Here is a 20,969-nt window from a genome sequence, read left to right as displayed (position 1 = left end):
ATAATTTTGGCAATTACTTAGTACTATTAATCAATTTTTGAGTAACTATTTCACCTGTTGTTAATTTTATTTTAGCTATGTAAAATCCTTCTGCTTGAATAAAAGTAGATGTGAAATCAGTACTATTTTCAGCTTCAAATGAACGAACGTGTTTACCAGCGATATCATAAATATCAATAGTTTCCATTTCTTTGTTAGCTTTAATAGTTAGAGTTCCATTATTAATTGTTGCAATTGCATTATAATTATTAAAGTCAGGATTATTTAGTGTTGAAGTTTCATAAACAATATCAAATCTCTCGTTTAAATCAGTTGTATTAGATGTAAAACTATAATTTCCATTATTGAAATCGTGATAAATATTTAAAGTTTTATCGTGCAGATAAACGTTTTGACCATTGTTGAAAATACCTTCTTTTTGCTCAATGTTTATTGTAAAAATTTCGCTATTAGTATTGTTTTTATAAATACCAAGGGGAACTATGTCCGTTGCAACAAATTCAGGTCTTGCATTAATAGCAAGTCTTCTTCCATCAGCTTCAAGTATACTGTACAGTTGCGCCGTGCTTGAAGAATTTCTACCTGCATCATACATTCTATCGTAATCAAGGGTTGCATCAGGTGTGTAGGCAATTAATATTTGGCTATATACATCGTTAGATCCAGTCATTGTAAGTTTGAATCTATCTAAAGGACTCTCTACATTTGTATAATCAGTACTAGTTCTAAAGAAGCTATTATTATTTCCAGTTAAACGCATACAGTTTGTAAAAGTTACTGGTCCAGTACTTAATGCTTTTACCTGGAATCCTTGTCCTGAAGCAATTTTACCATCGAAAGTTCCTCCAACTGTTGAAGGAGTAACAAATCCTGCACGAGTATAAACAAGAAAGTCTGCTTGCGAATATGTTGTTGATAATGAAGATCCTGGCTGTGTTGCTTGTTGCCAAATATATATTACGCCATCGAGATTGGAGTTTTGTCTAAGAAACATATCTCCATCAATTGCTGATGGGTATGGGTTTGCTAAAATGTTGTGACTGCTTTTGCCGTTAGGGAATGCAGGGTTTTGATTTACAGTAACTGTATAATCTCCGTTATTAGCTACACCAGCAAATTTAAGATTGATTTTGTCAGCATTTGTATCGTTTGTATAAGGAGCTATTGGTTTAACCCTCATGATGAATCCTGTTCCTGGATTGGGCATTGCTAAAAGTGTTTGCCATCCGTAAGTAGGTCCTGCTTGCCAAGTATATTTTAGGTCAAATGCACCAATAGTTCCGCTAGGTATTGTTGTAGGTCTAGCAGACGCTAATTGTGCAAAAAAGTCTGCATTAGTATTTGTTAAAGCTGGTGCAATTGGAGAACCCCAATAAACATAGTCAAATCTTCTTAAATCTCTAGTTTGTTTTGTTAACTCAATATTTGGAGCACTTCCAGAGGTTCTTTGAACTATACTTGCTTGACTAGACATGATAATTTTTCCTGTTCCAGTAACGCCATTTTGAATGTCTACGAATTCATTATTTGCAAGTGTAATGTCTGCGTTTAGAGTCAATGAGTTACACGATAGACTACCACTGTATGGAGCATTAATAACAACAGGGTCAACTATAGTTGGTGCTGATGGCGACCAAGTGCCATTCCAAGTTTTAGTTATTCCTGACGATGCAATAAAAGGACTACAATCACCTTTAGTTCCTAATGTGTAAGCACTATAATTTGAAAGGACTACATCATAAGTTGATGTAATGGAGCCTTCTGATAGTGAGCTTGTAGTTGAAAGAATTGAAGTTGTATCTAAAATTGATGGAATTTGAACCCATTTAGATCCATCCCATCCAGCAATAACCAATTTTGATAAATCGGAACTTGTAAGGGTAGTTACATTACTTGAAGTTCTCCAAGTTAGAGAAATTTTCCCGTTTGCAGAGGCACTTTTAATATCCCAATATTCAATTGAAGATATTGAAGTAATCGAACCATCAATTGCAGTTCCTATCGTTGAAGGATTTGCTCTGTAATATGCTGCATCAACACCTGTAGCAGCTGTTGCAATAACTGCAGCTGGAGCATAAACTCCTGATTGTCCAATTGGGAAAATGAATTGCGATGTACTTAGCGTTCTAACGTAACCGTCTGTAAAGTGTGAATCAGAAGCACTTGAATGAGTTACTCCTGATGCAAAAATTAATTTTCCATAAGTTGAGGTTGTTCTTGTAGTAGAAGTTGTAGCAGGTGATGCTCCAAAATTGTAACTACTGGTTTGAACATACATTTGTCCTTCGTTTGCAATGTGTAGGTTTCCATTGTTTTGCACTTGGGCATTACCAATAAAACTTAACATTAACATGAAGAGCAAACTCACATTTTTAGGAACAATTAATTTGTTTTTTGAATTAAATGTAATTGTTTTCAAAATTTGTTAATTTTAAAGTTAGTATTTATTTTCTATTAATTTTAGTTGTAATAATCTTTATAATAAAGTTTCGCAAAAGATTTTAATCAACATTAATTACTTATTGTCTTTTTCCTTTTTAAAAAAACAATTGCACCAACTGAAACACCTACAAAAAACGCATAAGTCAACCAATCATTAATTGGTGCTGCATCAGGAGGTGTAACTGGACCGTCATCATCTTGAGCGTATGTGCTCAAAGTAGAACCTAGCAAAAGTGCCATTACAATAATAAATTGTATGTACTTTTTGTTTTTTCTCATAACTTCTGTTTTTATGTTATACGGTACAAATGTATTTTGAAGCAAAAGCACAAGGTGTCTTTAAATTTACTTTCAACATGATTAATTGCTTTTTTTTATTAACAGGTTATTTTAGTAGTATTCTTTTTTAGGGAATTCTGACTTTGCTTTCTTTTGAAGTTGTATAACTTTTTTATAGCTTTCAGGAGATTGTTTGATAAATTTTTTGAATATTTGACTGAAGTTTCCATAGTTAATGAAGCCTAAGTCGTATGCAATTTCATTAATTGGTTGTTCTGTCTCTTTTATAAGTGATTTAGCTATATCTATTTTTCTCTTTAGAATATATTGATATGGAGTCACACCAACTTCTTTAGCAAAAATTCTTAGAAAGTGGTGTTTTTTCCAACGAGTTAGTTTTGCTAATTCTTCAATATCAATTCTCTCATATATATTATCATTTATGTAGCTAATAACATTTCTTATAGCTAAAGGAACTTCTTCGACAATATCATTGTTGTTTTTTAAGTTGTCAAGATTTTTATGAGAATAGTTACTAAGTGTCAGAAATACAGTAGAAACAATATCTCTGTCCTTGAAGGGTTTAATAATGAATCCATAAGGTCTTGTGCTCTTTACTTTTTCAAGAGTTAAAGAGTCTGAAAATGAAGTAATATAGATAAATGGTATTTCATCTTTATTTTGAAGATAGGTACCTACATCGATTCCACTTTTTATACTTTTAATTTTAATATCTATAAGCACTAAATGTGGATTTAAGTTTTCTATAGCTTCAATCGCTTTTTCGTAAGTATTAATGTTTGCAAAGACATTATAGTCTCCTACATCGTCAAGAATGTGTTTAATTTCTTGTGCTATTATAAACTCATCTTCTATTATTATTATGTTTTTCTTTTCCATAAGAAATAATATTTAAGTCTTAAAAACTATTGTAACAGTTGTGCCTTTTGAAGAATCTATTGTATAAAACGCATCAATTTGAGTTAAAAAGATGTCAATGATTTTTAGTCCTAACCCTTTATTTGTTTTGTATAAAAAACCACATCCGTTGTCTTTATATATTAAATGGTATTTTTTTTTATCTGCTCTCAATAAATCAATTTTAATTTTATTTTCTGAATTTTGGTTTGGGAAAGCATGAATAAGTGAATTACAGATTAATTCATTTAATACTATACCTAATGGTAATGCTGTTTCTATATCAATTTGTATATCGTTTGTATTTAGATGAAATTGGATTGATTTTTTTTCAATTTCAAACAAATCTGTAAAAAAGTCAAAAAGGTCTTCAATATATTTTTTTAAATTAACCTTATTATTGTTCGTGTTGATGTCAAAATTTTCATGGAGAAGAATAATTGAATTAATTCTTTTTTGTCCTTTCAGTAAAAAGCTATCCACATCTTGATTTTTATATTCCCTCGCCTGGTAACTCAGCAAACTATTTATGAGTTGCAAATTATTTTTAACCCTATGATTTGCTTCTTTAATGGCTTGTTCTTTGTCATAAGAATCTATCTTTATTATTTGATTTTCAAGGATTATTCTTTTATTTTTAATAAAAGTAATTATGGTAAGCGCTAAAGCTATTATGAGAAGCACCACTAATATGAATATTGTAATCTGTACCATAAATACTATTTTTAATCAAGAAATTCTGAATCATTGTAAAATTCGATTTATTATTAAGAAGCCATTGTTTAAAAATTTATTAAAAAAATGGATTATTGATTTTTTTTTCCAATTGTCGAATGTTACCTAATTTTATAGTTGGTATTTTTTTTCGGTTTTAAATTTTCTGTAGTTACTTTTAAACAGTATAAAAATATGTTTATGTATTTGATATTCAATAGTTAAGTAACTACTCATTTTTGCGCAAAAAACCTAGTGCTTTTAGTTAAGTACTTCTGTAGTCAGTGGTTTGAGCAAAAAAAAAATGTATGAAAAGTGTAGAAATGAGTAGAATTAATTCTACAGGGATAATGGTTACTACTCTAAATGAATTAAAAAATCATTCAAATTATCATTTGAAGTTAGTTTTAATTTTTTTCTTATTCTGAATTTTTTAGATTCAATTGCCCTAACAGATGATTTTGTATATCGAGCAATTTCTTTTGTGGAATAATTTAACTTGATGTAAGCACAAACTAAAATTTCATTGCTATTAATAGATTTGTTTAGTTTATTAATCTCATTAACAAAGTTTGGAAAAACTAAAAGAAATTCTATGTAAAAGAGATTTGGAGAGGTCTCTGCAATTTTTTTTAATTCTATTAAATTGGAAATATTGCTTTTTGAATTTGATTTTGAATTTTGTGGAGTTGTTTTTGAATTACTTATCTCAATAATTTTTAGGTATAGTTGCTCTTTTTTAGAGCATAAAATTTTGTAAACTATTAAGTCAAGACTAATTAAAGAAAGGTTAAATCCAAAGTTTGAGTTCAGAAAATCCATGGATTTGTTTATAGATTCAAAACCACTATAATAATGAATTATTAAAAACAATATTTCAAACAGAAGTATGAAATAAATGAATAAATTTTTTTTGAAATTATATATTGGATTAATTATAAAGGGTATGAATAAAATCAATATCACATAAAACATTATATATCCTTTGCTCAATGGAGTGAGGAAGCATATAATAAAAAGAGCGAAAGATATCAGAATAATGTATGCTGAATGGAATTTTATGGAATGCTTTTTAATAAATAGACAAATCAATATTGATATTATTGTAAACAACCAAAATATAAAAAGTATTTTTCTATCTTCATAAAGTACTATTTGGATTAATAATAAAACCAAACAGTTTATAGAAATTAGTGAATTATATATATCTAAAATGGCATTGTGTTTTTTGTATATAATTTTTTCTTTTTCTATTTCATGATTAATATTTGAAAAAAAGAGAATCACTTTTACATATGTTTTTTTGGTTTAAATATTTTTTTAAAAATTATTTAAAGTGTCATCAATAATTTTATTCAATTCTTTGTATTCTTTTATAATCAAATCGGGGAAAATACCTGTACGATCACCTTTAAGAGATTTTCTAACATAAGATGTTGATATTTTGTATTTTTCTGCTAATTTTTTCACTACTAAGTCATTGTATTTATTCCTATTTGTATTATTTTTATTCATTTTTATGTTTTGTCCCTTTGTAAGAGACTTTAAAAATACAGAAATTCTGAATGTTTTTTTGGTTTTTTCAAATTTACTTATTAACAATTTTTTTATGAAGAAAGATATTAATCAACGGTTTATTCAATCTATAGAGTATGTTATCTCAACGAAAGAGGTTTATAATAAGTCAAGAATTGCATCAGAATTGAAAATTAGTCCTAGTAAATTTTCAGAAATACTGAATAAACGAATGAATGTTGGTGTTGACTTGGTAGCTGTTTTTTGTGAACTTTTTGGTATCTCAAGTGAATGGATGTTGACAGGAAAGGGTGAAATGACCAATGAAAATGTAATGCGAGAAGAAAATATTCAACAAACTAAAAATTTACAAGAATTAATAGAATTGCAGAGAAAAGAAATTGAAAGGTTGAAAAATGAGATTGATGAATTAAAAAAGTAGTATTTTTTCGTTTTATTAATTTTGTGTTTCGCTAATTAAAAATTTAGTTACGTTTATAAATTTCTTATTTTTTAAATTTTAAAGCTTATACTTAAATAAGTTTTTTTTTGAAAGCAATCTTCAATTTGTATTGTAATTCCTTACAAGATTTCTTTAAAACCAATTTCTAAATCACAACAAAGTTTAAGTAGTATATTAAAATTCATTTATTTAATATGAATTTTTAACTTTATATCCTTGATTTATATATACAAAGTCAAAGTAAATAAGCAAATTTTCAATAGATTAGACATAAAAAAAAATCGGGATTGAAGTTTTTCAATCCCGAGTAAAATATAATATTTTTTAAGTAGCGAGGACGGGAGTTGAACCCGTGACCTCAGGGTTATGAATCCTTATTTTTTGGTTTTATATGGTTCAATATATATCAAAATCCCTTATTTTACTGGGTTTATTAAAAAAGATAATTCATAAAAAACCATAAAAAAACGTCATTTGTTGTACCTATGTTGTACCAATTTTTATTATCTTTGTATTACAAAGGTACTAATTTTAAACATTTTAGCCATGGCAACAGTAAAAGTCGTGTTACGTAAAAAGGTCAATAAAGATGGAACTTACCCGCTTGCGCTACGCATAACAAAAGACAGAAAAACATCATTTATCCATCTTGGGTATCATTTACATGAGAATGAATGGATTGACGACGAACAACGTGTAAAGTCCTCGCACCCTAATTCTAAAAGGCTTAATAACTTCATACTTGCTAAGAAAGCGGAAGCGAGCGACAAGGCTCTTGAATCCGAAACGCAAAAAAATGAGGTTTCCACACGGGCAATTAAGCAAAAAATTAAGCCTAAAGGCGGGGCGACTTTTTTTGCACAGGCGCATATCTATTTAAAGAACTTGGAGAAAACGGGAAATTATAATTGTTTTATCGCTGAAAAATCCCGTGTCAAAATATTTCAATTATTTATTAGTGGTAGAGATATTACGAAAGCTGACAAACCAACAGGTAAAAAAGATGTCGCAGAAACGGGTCTGAGCGATATTGCCTTTTCTGATATTACGATGGGGCTTTTAGCTAGGTTTAAAGTGGAATTAGCTTCCAAGCGTAAAAGTAGTGACCGCACTATTGCAAACTACTTGGTCATGATACGCTCTGTTTTTAGTCAAGCCATCAGGGACGGTGTGACGGAAGAAAAGCACTACCCATTTGGAAAGGGTAAAACCTCAATCGAGTTTCCGGACAGCACAAAGGTTGGTATTAGTCCCGATGATGTTATAAAACTTGAAACGGTGGACTTACCTATATTTAGCCACGACCATGCAAGGAATATATGGCTTGTCTCCTATTACTTTGCAGGGATGCGGGTTTCGGATGTCTTGCGCTTGCGTTGGTCGGATTTCAAGGAAATGCGATTGCATTACACGATGGGTAAGAACAACAAAGCGGGGTCTTTAAAAACACCTGAGAAAGCTTTTGCTATTTTAAATAAATACTTAAGCGATAAAGAGAATAAAAACGACCTTATTTTTCCAGACCTAAAAATCTTAGCAGACTTGAATGACGAATTTGAGGTTAAAAGGAAGATTGCCCAAGCTGTAAATCGTTATAATAAGACATTGAATAAATTTGTACTTCCTGCCGCCGAGATTGAAAGTAAAGTAACGATGCATATTTCAAGACATACTTTTGCGACTTTGGCAGGCGATAAAATTCCAATCCAAATGCTTCAAAAGCTATATAGACATAGTGATATCAAGACGACTATCGGATATCAGGCTAATTTTATATATAAGGATGCGGACGAGGCGTTGGATGCTGTTCTTGGCGTTTAAAGATTTGATTTGGTGTTGTGCAAAAAGTAAGTAGAATAAATATAATAGTGGTGTTTTAGATTGTTTATAGATGATAGAAAATAAATCAGAAGTAAAAGAGGTTGCAAAGTTATTCTTAAAGCTTGGCTTTACCGCTTTTGGCGGTCCTGCCGCACATATTGCTATGATGCAAAGAGAGGTTGTGCATAAAAGAGCGTGGGTAAGCGAGGAGCATTTTCTCGACCTCGTAGGGGCTGTAAATCTTATTCCTGGACCAAATAGTACCGAATTAGCGATTCATATCGGTCAAGAGCGTGCAGGATGGAAAGGGCTTATTGTTGCGGGGCTTTGCTTTATCCTGCCATCAGTATTTATCACAGGATTTTTTGCTTGGCTTTATAAAGAGTATGGTCAGCTTCCAGAATTACAGGCATTTGTTTACGGGATTAAACCAGCAATAATTGCAGTCATTCTTGCAGCTATTTTTCCGCTTGCCCGTAAATCAATTAAAAATACCGAGTTAGCTATTATTGGTATAGTTGTTCTTTTTTTGGCATTATTTGGCATCAATGAAATATTTCTCATGTTTGGAGCGGGATTTTTTTCCTTGTTTCTAGCAGGTTTCCGAAATGGAAATTTTACAAGGCTAAATGGTTTTTATCCATTGGCTCTATTTGAAAGTTGGTTTATTTCAACGGATGCAAACCTAAACTATAAATTATTTCTTATATTTTTAAAAATTGGCGCAATACTCTACGGGAGTGGCTACGTCTTATTTGCTTTTCTTGATACAGAGTTAGTGGCTACAGGTCTTTTGACGAGACACCAATTAATTGATGCTATTGCTGTAGGGCAGTTCACACCCGGACCCGTTTTTTCTTCTGTGACCTTTGTAGGATATCAAATTAATGGTCTTTCGGGAGCTATCATTTCTACAATAGGTATTTTTCTGCCTTCTTTCGCTTTAGTTGCACTTCTAAAACCTATAGTTAAGAAAATGCGAAGCTCAAAATTAATGTCAGCTTTTCTCGATGCTGTAAATGTCGCTTCTGTCGCAATCATTATTGTTGTTTGCTATTTAATGGCAAAAGACTCCATCGCTGATTGGAGAACAATATTAATAGCCATTGCAAGTATTTTTATAACGTTTAAATTTAAAAATATAAATACCGCTTTTATTGTCTTGGGCGGGGCGGTTTTAGGCTATTCATTAAGTCTGATATAATTTTTAGAGAACGCTCTGCCAAATTGTCATTTCTTGTTTGTAGGCATAAATGTTGTGGTCTAGTTAATTGATTACTAAATTTTTTAAACACAACAAAAAACTAAATTATGCCTATAACAAAAAAACTACTCTTCGTACTTATTGGAAATGATAAGACGGGTAAAACGACATTTCAAAAACGATTAATCGAAAAACTTCACGGAATAACTTATACAAAGTTAGAGTGCAACAATGCTTATAGTGTTAAGCCGGATTTGCTTGATGATAAGGAATTGAGAATTTCTTATGCTAATAGAAGCTATCAAGAAAAAGCGGATGATTACGGTGGTACAGTAGATAATTATTTTGCAGACAATCATTTTAACCCGACTGACATTGCCGTGATTTCATCACATTTAAACAGACAAGATGTTGAGGATATTTTGAGAAATGGAAAAGAAAGGTTTTACAATGTTATCGGTGTTTTCTTTACCAATTCAATCGCTATTAACCCGGGTTTAAATGCTCAAATTTCTGCTTTAAATTGGGATGAAAGATTGGTTGTTGAAAATCCACATGCAAGCGGAAGCGTCATTGATAAACAGATTGATGAAAATGCAGATAGTTTCGCGGACTTATTGATTAAAAGATTAAAAGGTTAATGATTAAAAGAAGCTCTTTGGAGCTTCTTTTTTTTATGTGTATTTTTAGCACCACTTAATTTTAAAACCATGCCGTCAAACGAAGAAATTGAAAGACAATATAAGGAAGCGATTGAACTTGTTGACTTGAGAGAAAACAGGACGGGCGAATATATCCTTAATTTACTCATTGATCAGGCTTTTACAATTTTTTCCAATAAACTTGGATTTGGTGGTATCAAAGCAGAAAATGAATTTTCATTTCAATTTGAATTTGGCTCAATTTTAAAAGCACTAGGGCAACTCTACGAGTTCCGAGTTGAAGACCAGTTTCATCTTGAATTTGAAAGTGGTTTTCTATTTGAGGAAGATTATTCAAGGAACAAATCTAATAAGGGTCGGATAGACCTTTTTATTAACTACCTTTTCAATTCCAAACTGACAAAGGTTGCGATTGAGATAAAATTTTTTAAGAAAGAAAATAATCGAGAGCCTAATAATCGATATGATGCCTATAAAGACATTCTAAAACTGGAAGCATATAAAAGGCAGGGGGTCGAAATGTGTTACTTTATTCTCATAACTGACCATGACCACTATGTTACAAAACAAAAGTATAGTGATAATACAAAGGATTTTGATTTAGGGCATGGCAAGACTTATAAAGCTAATACAGTTCTTTCATATCGGACAAATAACCCCAACTATCCTGATATGGTTCTTGAAGGCGATTATTCTTTCAATTGGCAAAAGATGGCAGGTGACTATTTTGGACTTATATTAAGAGTATAATTTTTATGTATGATAAAAAAGGGGTTCACAATAAAACCCCTTTTTATTGCCATCATTTTTTTTTCATCAGCTTAAAACGCTGAATGTTTGACATTCTCTAATCATGGACCGTTATAAACATTAGTTTGAGGAACAAAACTAATGGGCTTCGATTTTGTGTCATCATTACTAACATTCCCAAACTTGGCAGATAATCCTGCGGCAAGTTTTGCTTGTTGCGGAAGGATTTCATCAATGTATCGCTTTGGTAGTTGGTCTTTTTCTTCTTTCATTTTTATGTGTGCTTTTATAGATGTATACTCATCTAATACCATAGCAGCTGTTCCAAAGCACATAACCGCACATGCTGCTGAAGCTATAGCGACTGGAAAAAAAGGCAAAGCGATAAGTCCGCCAACTAGTAATGCGGCAATTTTCTTATTGCCCATCTGCTCAAGTTTCTCTGTAATTTGATGAATTTTAATTGCTGGTTTACTTTGGTTAGCAATGATTTTGGCTTTATATTCATCATAGAAAGCCGAATAGATTGTTGTCTCTAAATTGCTTTCTTCATTGTTCAGTTCTATTTTCGTTTGTTTTGACATTTAAATTCTCCTTAATTCAACAGGCAAAATTTGCAGTAATATTGCATCATTATTTCTATAATACATGATACGCAAATCTTGAATTATGTCAATTAAAAAATAAGGAAGTAATACACCTTTATTCAAGTTTTTTGGTGTTATGTCAGCTAGCTAAGTTTGTTTCCCTTTGAAAATAAACAACATTTTTACTCTTTATCGATTATTCGCGTTATTGGTTGATAAAATCAAATGTGTATTTATCCATCTATTAATTTTGATCTCAGAAAACAAGTAAACATTAAAGCTATGTAATTTTCAGTTGTGAGTTCATTAATGGACTTCGTCATTTAAGTAAACCTTTTTGGGATTCAGGTGTTTCAAAATCCTTTCACTGAGTATTAAGTAATTCATTGCCTATGCAAATAATCTGTCTCGAAGACGAGGCTTTTTATGCCCTCTTGAATGAGGTCACTACATATCTTGATAAGAAAAACAGACATGACGACAAATGGGTTTCGCAAAAAGAAGCCATGCGTCTCCTGAATGTTAAGTCTAAAACCACACTCCAAAACTTGCGTGACGAAGGAAAAATCAGATTTTCCCAACCGCAAAAGAAGGTCATTCTCTACGACCGTGCTTCAATCGAAGCCTACTTAGACAAATACGCTCACAATACTTTTAATCTCAAATAACTAGATGGATAAAATCAATCTTAATTATCCGCTTATTAATTTAAGCGGACAGGAACAACCTATGCGTTGTTGGACGATTAGAAATGCGGTCGAGGGTGTTCAAATCTTCGGCGGTATCGGCTCAGGCAAGACCTCTGGCTCAGGTCGGATGATTGCTCTTCAATACTTGTCGGCTGGGTTTGGTGGGCTTGTATTGACCGTTAAACCAGATGAAAAAGCCCTTTGGCAAGAATACTGCAAACTCACAGGCAGAACGGACGATTTGATTATCGTAGAACCTGGACAAGAGCATTATTTCGACTTCCTCGATTATGAGAGCAAAGGGGAAGGAATGACCGAAAACATTGTCCAAGTTCTTAAAACGGTAATTCGCGCTTCACAGGAAAAATCAGGCGGCGGGGCTGACGACCCTTTTTGGGAAACCGCTCTCGATATGCTGATTTTTAATGTGATTGACCTTTGCAAACTTGCCTATGGCAAGGTTTCCGTACAAAGGATGTATGATATTGTGCAGGCTATTCCCAAAGCGGATAGTTTTACAAGCGGTGACAAAAGAAATCTTGCCTTTACAAGTGCTTTCGAACTTGCACAACAAAATGTCAAAAATCAAATTGAAGTTTGGGAACAATTAAATGAGGATGTTATCGAGCGACTAAGCCATGCAGACTATCAGGAAGCTCTTTTTAATGCCTTGCCTGACGCACGAACATTAAAAGCCATTGACCAGTTTTTTCTCGAAAGCTTTATGAACTTAAGCGAAAAAACACGCTCGATTATTGACTTTTCTTTCTCAGGGTTCTTGTTTCGTCTGTTGCGTGACCCGATTTATTCCTTGTTTTGCCGTCATGCTTCGACTTTTACGCCCGATGATTGTATGCAAGGTAAAATCATCCTACTCAATTTGCCCGTCAAGCTTTACCACAAAGTCGGCATTGATAGCCAAATCATGTTTAAATACATTTGGCAGAGAGCGATGGAAAAGCGGGATGTTTCAAAGAATGGTCTACCTGTTTTCCTATGGGCGGACGAGGCGCAAAACTTCCTTCATGAGCATGACCCAGACTATCAAGCCACCGCAAGAAGTAGCCGAATTGCAACGGTCTATATCTCGCAAAACCTGCCGAATTACCTTGCCAATATGGGCGGTGCAAAATCCGCTTATAAGGTCAAAAGCTTTCTCGGTACGCTCGGCACAAAAATTTTTCACGCCAATGCCGATGTTGAAACCAACCGCTATGCGTCTGAACTGATCGGTGACGGATATTTCGAGGAAACCTCCCGAACGGCAACCGCCGCCGGACAGTTTTCCGCATCCAGAACCAAGTCGCTCAAAATCGACCGTATCGTTAGATCCGAAGATTTTGTGCGCCTCAAGACAGGCGGGGATTTAAATAATGCCAAGGTCGAGGGTTATCTGCACCTTCAGGGAAACCCGATTAAAGACGATTGCAGTCATATCAAAATCACTTTCGACCAAAATTTCATGTCAAATATTAATAACAATTAAATTACTTATAAAATGGAAAATCAAAATAAAATAAAAAATCTTTATTACCGAAACACTTTCGGTCGTGGCAATGCCATTAAATTATTATTTCTTTCTTTTTGCTCTATGTTCGTGTCATACCCGCGTATGCTGATTGAGGTTTTTACACGTAAGGACTTTGGAGAAAGATATTTCAGCCTTTCAACGGCTATTATCCTAACGCTTATCTTGGCGGCTTTACCTATGGGTATTTCGCAAATGTCGGACAGTTGGAGCGGTTCGGAATTGGCGACTGAAAGTTACTCCTATGATGAAACTTTCGGAAATGTTGTCGAACAAGCGCAGAATATAGAACCCGAAACCCAAGACGGCATCATGCCCGATTATATCACTTGGTATCTCTATTTGGTTGCTTTTTTGGGTTTCTGTATCAAGCATTACAGAGATAATCTACGCGCTCCTTCTGTGTTTGATTTTGGAAGGTTCAGTCTTTCAAGCGGTATTATACATCCCATTATTCGCAATCTTAAAATTGGTGAATTTTCGCCTAATATTCGATTTATCGAATGTTATCTTGAGCCTGCAATTTTCTTCGTCGCGGGTCTTTTGTTAGCCCTTATTGGCCAGACTTTAGGATGGCTATTAATGGTGTGCAGCTTCTTCTATTCCATGAGTTATATTTCCGCTTATATCGGCGGTGACAACTTTATCTTGGATAAAATCGACGAAATTATCTGCAATGAAGAACTGGAAAATGCCTTTGTTAATGATGTCAATGCAGACGAAACGAAAGGTTTTCAATTCCGAGGGAGCAAGCCAAATGGTGCTGAGATGCGCCGTAAAATCATGCCCTTTATGACCGAAGAAATCGTCACAGAAGCGTCAAGTCCAACCGTTCCAACCGCTCCAAAAAACACATCAGACGGGACGGCTGTAACCGATATTTCAGGTCAAAAATAATAGCCTAAGCAGTGTTTAGGGGAGATGTCTGATGGGTTTTCTTTAATGTACTGCTATGCCGCTCTTCACACAGCCAAGCTGTGTTAGGGGCGGCTTTTTTTTAACCACAATTTAGGCAACGTTATTTGTCTTATACGGATGCCGAAATAAATCTTATTTCCGTAAAATGATTATACACTTTTTATATGATTAGAATGATTCAAAGCCAGTCTGCCGGACACGCCAAGGCATATTTTTCAGATGCCTTGATGAAGTCCGACTATTACGTCAGTGACCAAGAGCTTCAAGGCTTTTGGCAAGGACGCTTGTCTGAACGCTTGGGCTTGTTCGACAAGGATATGAAAGACACGTTTTTCGCCTTGTGTGAAAACGTGAATCCACAAACTGGTGAATCCTTAACACCTCGAACGAAAGACGTTCGTAAGGTCGGCTATGACATCAACTTTCATTGCCCGAAATCCGTTTCCGTCCTCCATGTCTTGGCAGGAGACGATCATATACTGAAAGCCTTTCAGGAGAGCGTCACCGAGACCATGCAATGCATCGAGGCTGACGGGAAGACTCGGGTAAGGCTTGACGGACAGCAAAGCGAGCGAGGTACGAGCGAGCTTGCTTGGGCGCATTTTACCCACCAGACGGCAAGACCCGTCGAGGGTCGTATGCCTGACCCGCATTTGCATAGCCATTGCTTTGTCTTCAATGCGACTTGGGACGATACCGAAAACCGCATCAAGGCGGGTGAGTTTAAGGATATCAAGCGGGATATGCCTTATTATCAGGCACGGTTTCACAAAACCTTATCCGACAAACTGACCGAGCTTGGCTATGGCATCCGAAAGACCGACAAGTCTTTCGAGATTGATGGCGTACCGCAAAAGGTGCTTGACCTATTTTCCAAGCGTACCGATGAAATCGGACGTATCGCCAAGGAAAAGGGCGTGACGGAAGCCAAGGAACTGGCAGAACTCGGCGCACGTAGCCGCTCCAAAAAGCAAAAAGGTCATAGTATGGATGAGCTTAAAACCGAGTGGCGTTTCCAGATTGCCGAACTCGGCAAAACCGAGGAAGACGGTAAAATCGTGCGTCATGCGCCCGACCATCAAAAACTGGAGCTGACCGCCGAGCAATGCATAGACCATGCGATTGAGCATTGTTTTGAGCGCGCGTCGGTCATGGCTGACCGACGCGTTTTAGAAGCGGCGTATCGCCACGCGGTTGGTACATCGGGCGCAAGTGTTGAGGCTATCTCAGAGCAATTCAAGCAAGACCAACGCTTGATACATATTACCGAGAAATTCCGCCCGATGTGTACGACTAAGGAAGTGCTGACCGAAGAAAAGCATATGGTCGATTTGGCACGTCAAGGTAAGGGCAAGCTTGTTCCTACTTACGAGAAAGCTCCTGCGCTTAATCTTGAGGGTCAACAAAAGGAAGCGGTCGAACACGTTTTGACGACCTCAAACCGTGTTTCCATCGTCCGAGGGGCGGCAGGCACGGGTAAAACCACGCTAATGAAAGAAGCGGTCGCCAAGATGGAACAGGCAGGTAAAACCGTGACGGTTGTTGCGCCTACGGCGCAAGCTTCCCGTGGCGTGTTGAAAGAGGAAGGTTTCGACAATGCCGAAACGGTCGCCAAATTTCTGACCGATACCAAGATGCAGGAAAAGGTCAAAAATCAGGTTCTTTGGGTCGATGAAGCGGGATTGCTTGGCACAAAGGATATGACCGACTTGCTCGAAGTCGCCACCAAACAAAACGCACAGCTTATTCTTGGCGGCGATACAAGACAGCACGCAAGCGTTGTGCGTGGCGATGCCTTGCGCATCCTCAACACCGTTGCTGGCATTAAGACGGCTGAGGTCAGTAAAATATACCGCCAACAGAATGAGGATTATAAGGCGGCGGTCGAAGACCTTTCCAAAGGAAAGGTTAAAGAGGCTTTTGACAAACTGGATGATATGGGGGCGATTGTCACGGTTGACCCAATGAAGCCAAACGAGCAAATGGTAAAGGACTATATGGATGCCTTGAAAAAAGGAAAATCCGCGATTGTAATTTCTCCGACCCACGCCCAGGGCGAGGAAGCCACAAAAGAAATTCGCCAAAAAATGAAAGAGGCGGGTTTGATGGGTAAAAAGGAGATTACTGCCACAAGGTATAAAAACATTAATCTGACCGAAGCCGAGAAAGCCGATACACGGAACTACGAGAACGGACAGATTGTTAAATTCAATCAGAATATAACAGGCTTTAATCGGGGTAGTATTTGGACGGTTGAGAAAACCGACCAACAAATAAAGCTTGTGAATGAGAAAGGCGAAAGCAAAGCCTTGCCGATGTCCAATAGCAATCGGTACAGCCTTTACCAAGAAAAAGAAATACAGCTCGCCAAAGGCGACAAAGTGCTGATTACCGATAATAGCTTTGATGCAAACGGCAAGCGGTTGAATAACGGCATGATGCTCGACGTTACCAAAGTATCAAAAAGTGGAAAGATTGACCTAAAAAACGAGGTCAGTAAATCGACTTACGAATTGAATAATAATTTCGGCTTTTTATCCCATGCACATACAGTAACGTCCTACGCTTCACAGGGGAAAAACATTGATGAGGTTTTCATTTATCAGCCTGCGGCGACGTTTCCGGCAACGAATGCGAAACAGTTTTACGTCTCAGTATCGAGAGGCAAGGAGAAAGCACGAATATATACGGATGATAAAGAGAGCCTATTCGACCATGTTGCCGAACTTGGCGAACGCCAATCGGCAATAGAACTGCTTAGTAAAGGCAAAAGCCATCGGGATTTTGTGACCGACCGACAACGACAGGACAAAGAACAGGAGACAAACCATAACCCAATCAAAGATTATGAACCTGACAGGTAATTTTGATAAACTGAACAGAGGCAAGGACGGTCAGAATACTGATGCGTCAAATCCTAATGATACCCAAGAAATTGAGAACTATTCTACGACAGGTCATGTCCGCAATCTTTGCTTTGTGCAAGCGGATGGGAAGCGGTTATTTTTGAATTACGCTTATTTGGTGTCGGGTGAATATTCGCCTGAGGCGAATACGATTAAGCTTGTTTACACAACACACGAAATCACGCTCAAGGGGCGTAACCTTGAGGGGTTATTTGAAAGCCTTATGGCGCATGTGCCAAGGCAGATTGTGGCTGTTGAAAAAAGATATAAGGGAATAAAGGACGAAAATAGTGCTATGATTTATGAAATTGAAATTAAAGAGAATTAATTACGTTTAATCCTTAATACATTTTATTCCTAAAAAGCGAGGGAATTTCCATGAAGCTGAATACATCTTAGAAATATTTTCATTCGGCATAGGTTCAAATATTTGCTCAATTCGAAAACCATTCTTAGTTAGTAAATTAATATAAAGCTCCAAAGGGCGATGGTAATGAGTGGTTTCAAACTCACTGGTGGCATTTGAAATTTTGAATTGGTTACTAACTTCAATTTCTTTATCATAGGAAAACCAATCCTTTTCCGCATAGTCCCAATAAAAAGGCCAGAAATAGGGATGCGTTATTGTAATGGCTAGTGTGCTTTTCTTTTTTAGAACTCTAGCCATTGATGAAACTACTTCATTTAAGTTACCAACATCCATTAATGTCATATTGCAAATTCCTAAAGTGAAATTTGCTCTTTTCAATTCAGGAAAATCTTCAATGGATGATACTAAAAAATCGAAAAACTTATTATTTTTAAAATTGTTCTGAGCAATTTTGATGCTCTTACTACTTATATCAATACCAGTAAATCGTAATGGTTTTGGTTTAATTTTGTTCGTGATGTAACCTGTGCCACATCCAAAATCTATTACGTTTTCAACATTGCTGTGCGTTATCATCTTATTAAGCAAAGGAATTATTATATTATCCATGCTTATATCTTTGTGATTTTGTAGTTGGGTAAATCTCTGTTCAGCGACTTGATCCCATTGTGCCGCAATATCGTCGTTGTTTTTCATTTTATTGTTACCCTTCATGACGGATTTTGGTTTAAAGTCTTTAAAATACTGACAATATCATTCCCTAGCTCACAAAAATTTTCACCCATTTTATACTCATCAATTATATGTTTTTTTCCATCTGCACTACCTCTTCCAACTGCAATTCTTGCTGTTGCTAACCCATAATTTGTTATTGTAAATCTTACCTTTGGGTCATAATTGACATTATATACTACAATTTCCGCACCAGCATCTTTAAAAGCTTTGATGGCATCAATTTCTTTTGGTAGGCATATTATTAATTCTTTTTTTTCCGCTTTCTCAATAAGAATTGCTGTGCTTTTTTCGTCAAGCCAACTCATATCTCTAGTAAAGATAGCGACTCTGCCAGTGTTCTTAATCCAATTGTTCATATACTTCTTTATTTTATCTTTTTTATCAATTGGAAATGATTTAGACTTAGAATGTAAATGGTCGTATATTGTGATAGATACGGTAATGATAAACGATATAATAAATATACCGATAATTATCCATTCTTTAGCACCATAATTTTTATAATCAGGATAAAAGGTGTAAACGAAACCTATAAAACTGCACAATGTGGCAAGTTCTGCAATTATTTTAGGATATAATCTCATTATAATAAATTAATTAATGTTAAATTTTTTAAATCTCTCCGACTAGCTTTTGTAATCTTTCATTTTCTCTCTCCAACATCGCAATGTATTTTTCTTCGGTATGAATATGCATATTTTCCGTCTTCACGGATGCCTGAACAAGCTGATTGTTAGAAATGTTAAATATTTGCGCAGCATCAAAATTCATAATTTGAGATATGTCGACTTCCAAAATTTCTGCGATTTTCTGAATGCGTGAAATTGTCAAATCAGTTTTGTTTCTCTCGATATTGCCATATGCACTAACACTTAAGCCCAATTCGGCAGCCATGAGTTCACGTGTGATGTTTTTTAATTCTCTAAATTTCTTGATGCTGTCGCCTATATTTAAGTGTTTCTCCATGTCTAAAACTGTATTTATTTGCACTCAAAGTAACAAAAAAATACTTAAACTAACAAATTGATAGTCTAAAATTCTTCTTTTGGCAGAAAATTTCCTCAATTTGTGTTGACGCATTCGCTGTTAATTCAACGGTAAAATCTTAAACACAGAATATTATGAGGTTATTTTTAACTGCCGTGTTATTCGCGGTTTCGGGCAATTTATTTGCCCAATGTTTTCAAAAAGTTTCCGCAGGGGAACTACATTTTATTGCCATTAGTCAAAATGGTAGCCTTTGGGCGTGGGGAGAGAATGGCTCAAGACAACTTGGCGACGGTACAATAATCGACAGACCGCAACCCGTCTTAATCAGCTCCGCAAACTGGGCTTCTGTTTCGGCAGGATTGGCACATACTGTTGCTATTAGAGCAGATGGTACACTTTGGGCTTGGGGAAATGATAGTAGTGAGCAACTAGGTAACGGCTCAGGCGGTAATTCAGCCACTCCGCAACAAATCGGCACAGATACCAACTGGAAAGAAGCCGTCGCAGGAGAGCGTGGGACGGTCGCCATCAAGACAAACGGCACGTTATGGGCTTGGGGAAGCAATAACAACGGCTATCTCGGTAACGGACAGACCAACAGCTTTGAGAGTAGTGTACCAATACAAATAGGTACGGCAACAAACTGGAATCATATTGCGGGTAACGATGGCAGAAGCTGTCTAGCGATTAAACTTGATGGTACATTATGGGCTTGGGGTCTAAATCAAAACGGTCAGCTTGGAAACGGAACAACTACCGATAGCTACACACCTATTCAAATAGGTACAGGCACAAACTGGAAATGGATTGATTGCGGTTCTCGCCTTTCTTTTGCCTTAAAAACCGATAATACGCTTTGGGCGTGGGGTTTTTGTAATTCCGGGTTTTCGTTAAATAGTAATGTTCCTCTGCAAATCGGGACAGATAGCAATTGGAAAACGGCTTCTGTGAAAAAATATGAGGGTACGCAATATGTCCTCATGACCAAAACCAACGGCACTTTATGGGGTTGGGGTAACGATGATTTTCAGCAATTAGGAAATGGCACGGCAGGAGATTATTCAAGCCCTGCACAAATCGGAACGGCAACGAATTGGGTTGATGCCTTTGCAGGTTATCAGCAGTCAAGTGGCGTAAAAACAGACGGTACATTTTGGGTATGGGGTACAACAAATTTGGTCGGCGATGGCTCAACGCCTGTTTCAATTCCGACAGTATATAGTTGTACAGCGTTAGGCATTACCGAGAATATAAAAAACTCTTTCGTGGTTTATCCGAATCCTGCAACAGACCGCATTTATATTTACGAAGCGGAAATACTATCGGCGGCGGTCTATGACATAAACGGGCGCAAATTTGCCTTGCCGTTTGAGAGACAAACAAAGTCTTTCGATGTGTCGGAACTATCGGCAGGCGTTTACATTGTTTCAATGGAAACCGAGAACGGGAAACAAAACACACGTTTCATTAAAAAGTAA

At 35.8% G+C, this 20,969-nt stretch carries 21 protein-coding genes; 11 read left to right on the top strand and 10 right to left on the bottom strand.

The genetic code is table 11. The features are described from left to right. Nucleotides 1-13: 13 nt before the first annotated feature. From Q0049_RS01230 to Q0049_RS01205, 6 genes are all read right to left on the bottom strand, one after another. The gene (locus tag Q0049_RS01230) at nt 14-2,419 is read right to left on the bottom strand and encodes a T9SS type A sorting domain-containing protein (protein ID WP_298115574.1); all 2,406 of its coding nucleotides are present in this window, start codon (nt 2,417-2,419) and stop codon (nt 14-16) included. 92 nt (nt 2,420-2,511) lie between these two features. Continuing rightward, the gene (locus tag Q0049_RS01225; RefSeq protein ID WP_298115571.1) at nt 2,512-2,721 is read right to left on the bottom strand and encodes a hypothetical protein; all 210 of its coding nucleotides are present in this window, start codon (nt 2,719-2,721) and stop codon (nt 2,512-2,514) included. A gap of 111 nt (nt 2,722-2,832) precedes the next feature. After that, nucleotides 2,833-3,621 (bottom strand): DNA-binding response regulator, encoded by a 789-nt coding sequence (locus Q0049_RS01220; protein WP_298115569.1) that lies wholly within the window; start codon nt 3,619-3,621, stop codon nt 2,833-2,835. Nucleotides 3,622-3,633: 12 nt separating this feature from the next. After that, nucleotides 3,634-4,353: a histidine kinase dimerization/phosphoacceptor domain -containing protein gene (locus Q0049_RS01215; protein WP_298115565.1), complete on the bottom strand. Its 720-nt coding sequence runs from the start codon at nt 4,351-4,353 to the stop codon at nt 3,634-3,636. A gap of 357 nt (nt 4,354-4,710) precedes the next feature. Further along, nucleotides 4,711-5,175, bottom strand: a complete 465-nt coding sequence (locus Q0049_RS01210) for a hypothetical protein (protein ID WP_298115563.1) — start codon at nt 5,173-5,175, stop codon at nt 4,711-4,713. A gap of 498 nt (nt 5,176-5,673) precedes the next feature. Beyond that, on the bottom strand, nt 5,674-5,868 hold the full coding sequence (locus Q0049_RS01205; protein WP_298115561.1) for a hypothetical protein: 195 nt from the start codon (nt 5,866-5,868) through the stop codon (nt 5,674-5,676). Between the two features lie 94 nt (nt 5,869-5,962). Between Q0049_RS01205 and Q0049_RS01200 the strand changes: the two genes are divergently transcribed. From Q0049_RS01200 to Q0049_RS01180, 5 genes are all read left to right on the top strand, one after another. Next, nucleotides 5,963-6,310: a hypothetical protein gene (locus tag Q0049_RS01200; RefSeq protein WP_298115559.1), complete on the top strand. Its 348-nt coding sequence runs from the start codon at nt 5,963-5,965 to the stop codon at nt 6,308-6,310. 567 nt (nt 6,311-6,877) lie between these two features. Further along, nucleotides 6,878-8,152, top strand: a complete 1,275-nt coding sequence (locus tag Q0049_RS01195; protein WP_298115557.1) for a site-specific integrase — start codon at nt 6,878-6,880, stop codon at nt 8,150-8,152. Nucleotides 8,153-8,222: 70 nt separating this feature from the next. Continuing rightward, entirely contained in the window at nt 8,223-9,356 is a 1,134-nt protein-coding gene (gene chrA, locus Q0049_RS01190) for a chromate efflux transporter (protein ID WP_298115555.1), read from the top strand. Between the two features lie 107 nt (nt 9,357-9,463). Continuing rightward, a complete protein-coding gene (locus Q0049_RS01185; RefSeq protein ID WP_298115552.1) occupies nt 9,464-9,997 on the top strand; it encodes a hypothetical protein in 534 nt (177 codons plus the stop codon). A gap of 69 nt (nt 9,998-10,066) precedes the next feature. After that, on the top strand, nt 10,067-10,768 hold the full coding sequence (locus Q0049_RS01180) for a hypothetical protein (protein ID WP_298115550.1): 702 nt from the start codon (nt 10,067-10,069) through the stop codon (nt 10,766-10,768). A 101-nt stretch (nt 10,769-10,869) separates the two neighbouring features. Here Q0049_RS01180 and Q0049_RS01175 read toward each other — a convergent pair whose 3' ends face one another. Next, entirely contained in the window at nt 10,870-11,352 is a 483-nt protein-coding gene (locus Q0049_RS01175) for a hypothetical protein (RefSeq protein ID WP_298115549.1), read from the bottom strand. Between the two features lie 395 nt (nt 11,353-11,747). On the opposite strand from Q0049_RS01175, the gene Q0049_RS16620 reads away from it, so the two are divergent. The 5 genes from Q0049_RS16620 (at nt 11,748) to Q0049_RS01155 (ending at nt 17,724) form a co-directional block, all read left to right on the top strand. After that, on the top strand, nt 11,748-12,023 hold the full coding sequence (locus Q0049_RS16620; RefSeq protein ID WP_367178930.1) for a helix-turn-helix domain-containing protein: 276 nt from the start codon (nt 11,748-11,750) through the stop codon (nt 12,021-12,023). 4 nt (nt 12,024-12,027) lie between these two features. After that, the gene (locus Q0049_RS01170; RefSeq protein ID WP_298115546.1) at nt 12,028-13,530 is read left to right on the top strand and encodes a TraM recognition domain-containing protein; all 1,503 of its coding nucleotides are present in this window, start codon (nt 12,028-12,030) and stop codon (nt 13,528-13,530) included. A 12-nt stretch (nt 13,531-13,542) separates the two neighbouring features. Further along, nucleotides 13,543-14,469 (top strand): hypothetical protein, encoded by a 927-nt coding sequence (locus Q0049_RS01165; protein ID WP_298115544.1) that lies wholly within the window; start codon nt 13,543-13,545, stop codon nt 14,467-14,469. Between the two features lie 185 nt (nt 14,470-14,654). Next, a complete protein-coding gene (mobF, locus tag Q0049_RS01160) occupies nt 14,655-17,354 on the top strand; it encodes a MobF family relaxase (protein ID WP_298115542.1) in 2,700 nt (899 codons plus the stop codon). Further along, a complete protein-coding gene (locus Q0049_RS01155) occupies nt 17,338-17,724 on the top strand; it encodes a hypothetical protein (RefSeq protein ID WP_298115539.1) in 387 nt (128 codons plus the stop codon). Before mobF ends, Q0049_RS01155 begins: the two co-directional genes overlap by 17 nt. Before the next feature lie 6 nt (nt 17,725-17,730). Here Q0049_RS01155 and Q0049_RS01150 read toward each other — a convergent pair whose 3' ends face one another. The 3 genes from Q0049_RS01150 to Q0049_RS01140 are packed head-to-tail and all read right to left on the bottom strand — an operon-like array spanning nt 17,731 to nt 19,467. Continuing rightward, nucleotides 17,731-18,462 carry a class I SAM-dependent methyltransferase gene (locus tag Q0049_RS01150; protein ID WP_298115536.1) on the bottom strand — a complete coding sequence of 244 codons (732 nt, stop codon included), beginning with the start codon at nt 18,460-18,462 and terminating at the stop codon, nt 17,731-17,733. Between the two features lie 14 nt (nt 18,463-18,476). Continuing rightward, on the bottom strand, nt 18,477-19,085 hold the full coding sequence (locus tag Q0049_RS01145) for a hypothetical protein (RefSeq protein WP_298115533.1): 609 nt from the start codon (nt 19,083-19,085) through the stop codon (nt 18,477-18,479). 28 nt (nt 19,086-19,113) lie between these two features. Beyond that, nucleotides 19,114-19,467, bottom strand: coding sequence for a helix-turn-helix transcriptional regulator (locus tag Q0049_RS01140; protein WP_298115530.1), 354 nt, complete (start codon nt 19,465-19,467; stop codon nt 19,114-19,116). Nucleotides 19,468-19,622: 155 nt separating this feature from the next. On the opposite strand from Q0049_RS01140, the gene Q0049_RS01135 reads away from it, so the two are divergent. Further along, nucleotides 19,623-20,969: a T9SS type A sorting domain-containing protein gene (locus Q0049_RS01135; protein ID WP_298115527.1), complete on the top strand. Its 1,347-nt coding sequence runs from the start codon at nt 19,623-19,625 to the stop codon at nt 20,967-20,969.

Source organism: Flavobacterium sp. (assembly GCF_027484205.1).
In the GTDB taxonomy this organism is placed as follows: Bacteria; Bacteroidota; Bacteroidia; order Flavobacteriales; family Flavobacteriaceae; genus Flavobacterium.
This window is presented reverse-complemented; position numbering and strand designations above follow the sequence as displayed.

Excerpts from the sequence above, each read along its gene's own strand:
- Q0049_RS01135 (WP_298115527.1), top strand. The coding sequence starts at position 19,623 with ATGAGGTTATTTTTAACTGCCGTGTTATTCGCGGTTTCGGGCAATTTA.
- Q0049_RS01180 (WP_298115550.1), top strand. The coding sequence starts at position 10,067 with ATGCCGTCAAACGAAGAAATTGAAAGACAATATAAGGAAGCGATTGAA.
- Q0049_RS01150 (WP_298115536.1), bottom strand. The coding sequence starts at position 18,462 with ATGAAAAACAACGACGATATTGCGGCACAATGGGATCAAGTCGCTGAA.
- Q0049_RS01215 (WP_298115565.1), bottom strand. The coding sequence starts at position 4,353 with ATGGTACAGATTACAATATTCATATTAGTGGTGCTTCTCATAATAGCT.
- Q0049_RS01175 (WP_298115549.1), bottom strand. The coding sequence starts at position 11,352 with ATGTCAAAACAAACGAAAATAGAACTGAACAATGAAGAAAGCAATTTA.
- Q0049_RS01145 (WP_298115533.1), bottom strand. The coding sequence starts at position 19,085 with ATGAGATTATATCCTAAAATAATTGCAGAACTTGCCACATTGTGCAGT.
- Q0049_RS16620 (WP_367178930.1), top strand. The coding sequence starts at position 11,748 with ATGCAAATAATCTGTCTCGAAGACGAGGCTTTTTATGCCCTCTTGAAT.
- Q0049_RS01195 (WP_298115557.1), top strand. The coding sequence starts at position 6,878 with ATGGCAACAGTAAAAGTCGTGTTACGTAAAAAGGTCAATAAAGATGGA.
- Q0049_RS01210 (WP_298115563.1), bottom strand. The coding sequence starts at position 5,175 with ATGGATTTTCTGAACTCAAACTTTGGATTTAACCTTTCTTTAATTAGT.
- Q0049_RS01185 (WP_298115552.1), top strand. The coding sequence starts at position 9,464 with ATGCCTATAACAAAAAAACTACTCTTCGTACTTATTGGAAATGATAAG.
- Q0049_RS01220 (WP_298115569.1), bottom strand. The coding sequence starts at position 3,621 with ATGGAAAAGAAAAACATAATAATAATAGAAGATGAGTTTATAATAGCA.
- chrA (WP_298115555.1), top strand. The coding sequence starts at position 8,223 with ATGATAGAAAATAAATCAGAAGTAAAAGAGGTTGCAAAGTTATTCTTA.
- mobF (WP_298115542.1), top strand. The coding sequence starts at position 14,655 with ATGATTAGAATGATTCAAAGCCAGTCTGCCGGACACGCCAAGGCATAT.
- Q0049_RS01140 (WP_298115530.1), bottom strand. The coding sequence starts at position 19,467 with ATGGAGAAACACTTAAATATAGGCGACAGCATCAAGAAATTTAGAGAA.
- Q0049_RS01155 (WP_298115539.1), top strand. The coding sequence starts at position 17,338 with ATGAACCTGACAGGTAATTTTGATAAACTGAACAGAGGCAAGGACGGT.
- Q0049_RS01170 (WP_298115546.1), top strand. The coding sequence starts at position 12,028 with ATGGATAAAATCAATCTTAATTATCCGCTTATTAATTTAAGCGGACAG.
- Q0049_RS01205 (WP_298115561.1), bottom strand. The coding sequence starts at position 5,868 with ATGAATAAAAATAATACAAATAGGAATAAATACAATGACTTAGTAGTG.
- Q0049_RS01225 (WP_298115571.1), bottom strand. The coding sequence starts at position 2,721 with ATGAGAAAAAACAAAAAGTACATACAATTTATTATTGTAATGGCACTT.
- Q0049_RS01200 (WP_298115559.1), top strand. The coding sequence starts at position 5,963 with ATGAAGAAAGATATTAATCAACGGTTTATTCAATCTATAGAGTATGTT.
- Q0049_RS01165 (WP_298115544.1), top strand. The coding sequence starts at position 13,543 with ATGGAAAATCAAAATAAAATAAAAAATCTTTATTACCGAAACACTTTC.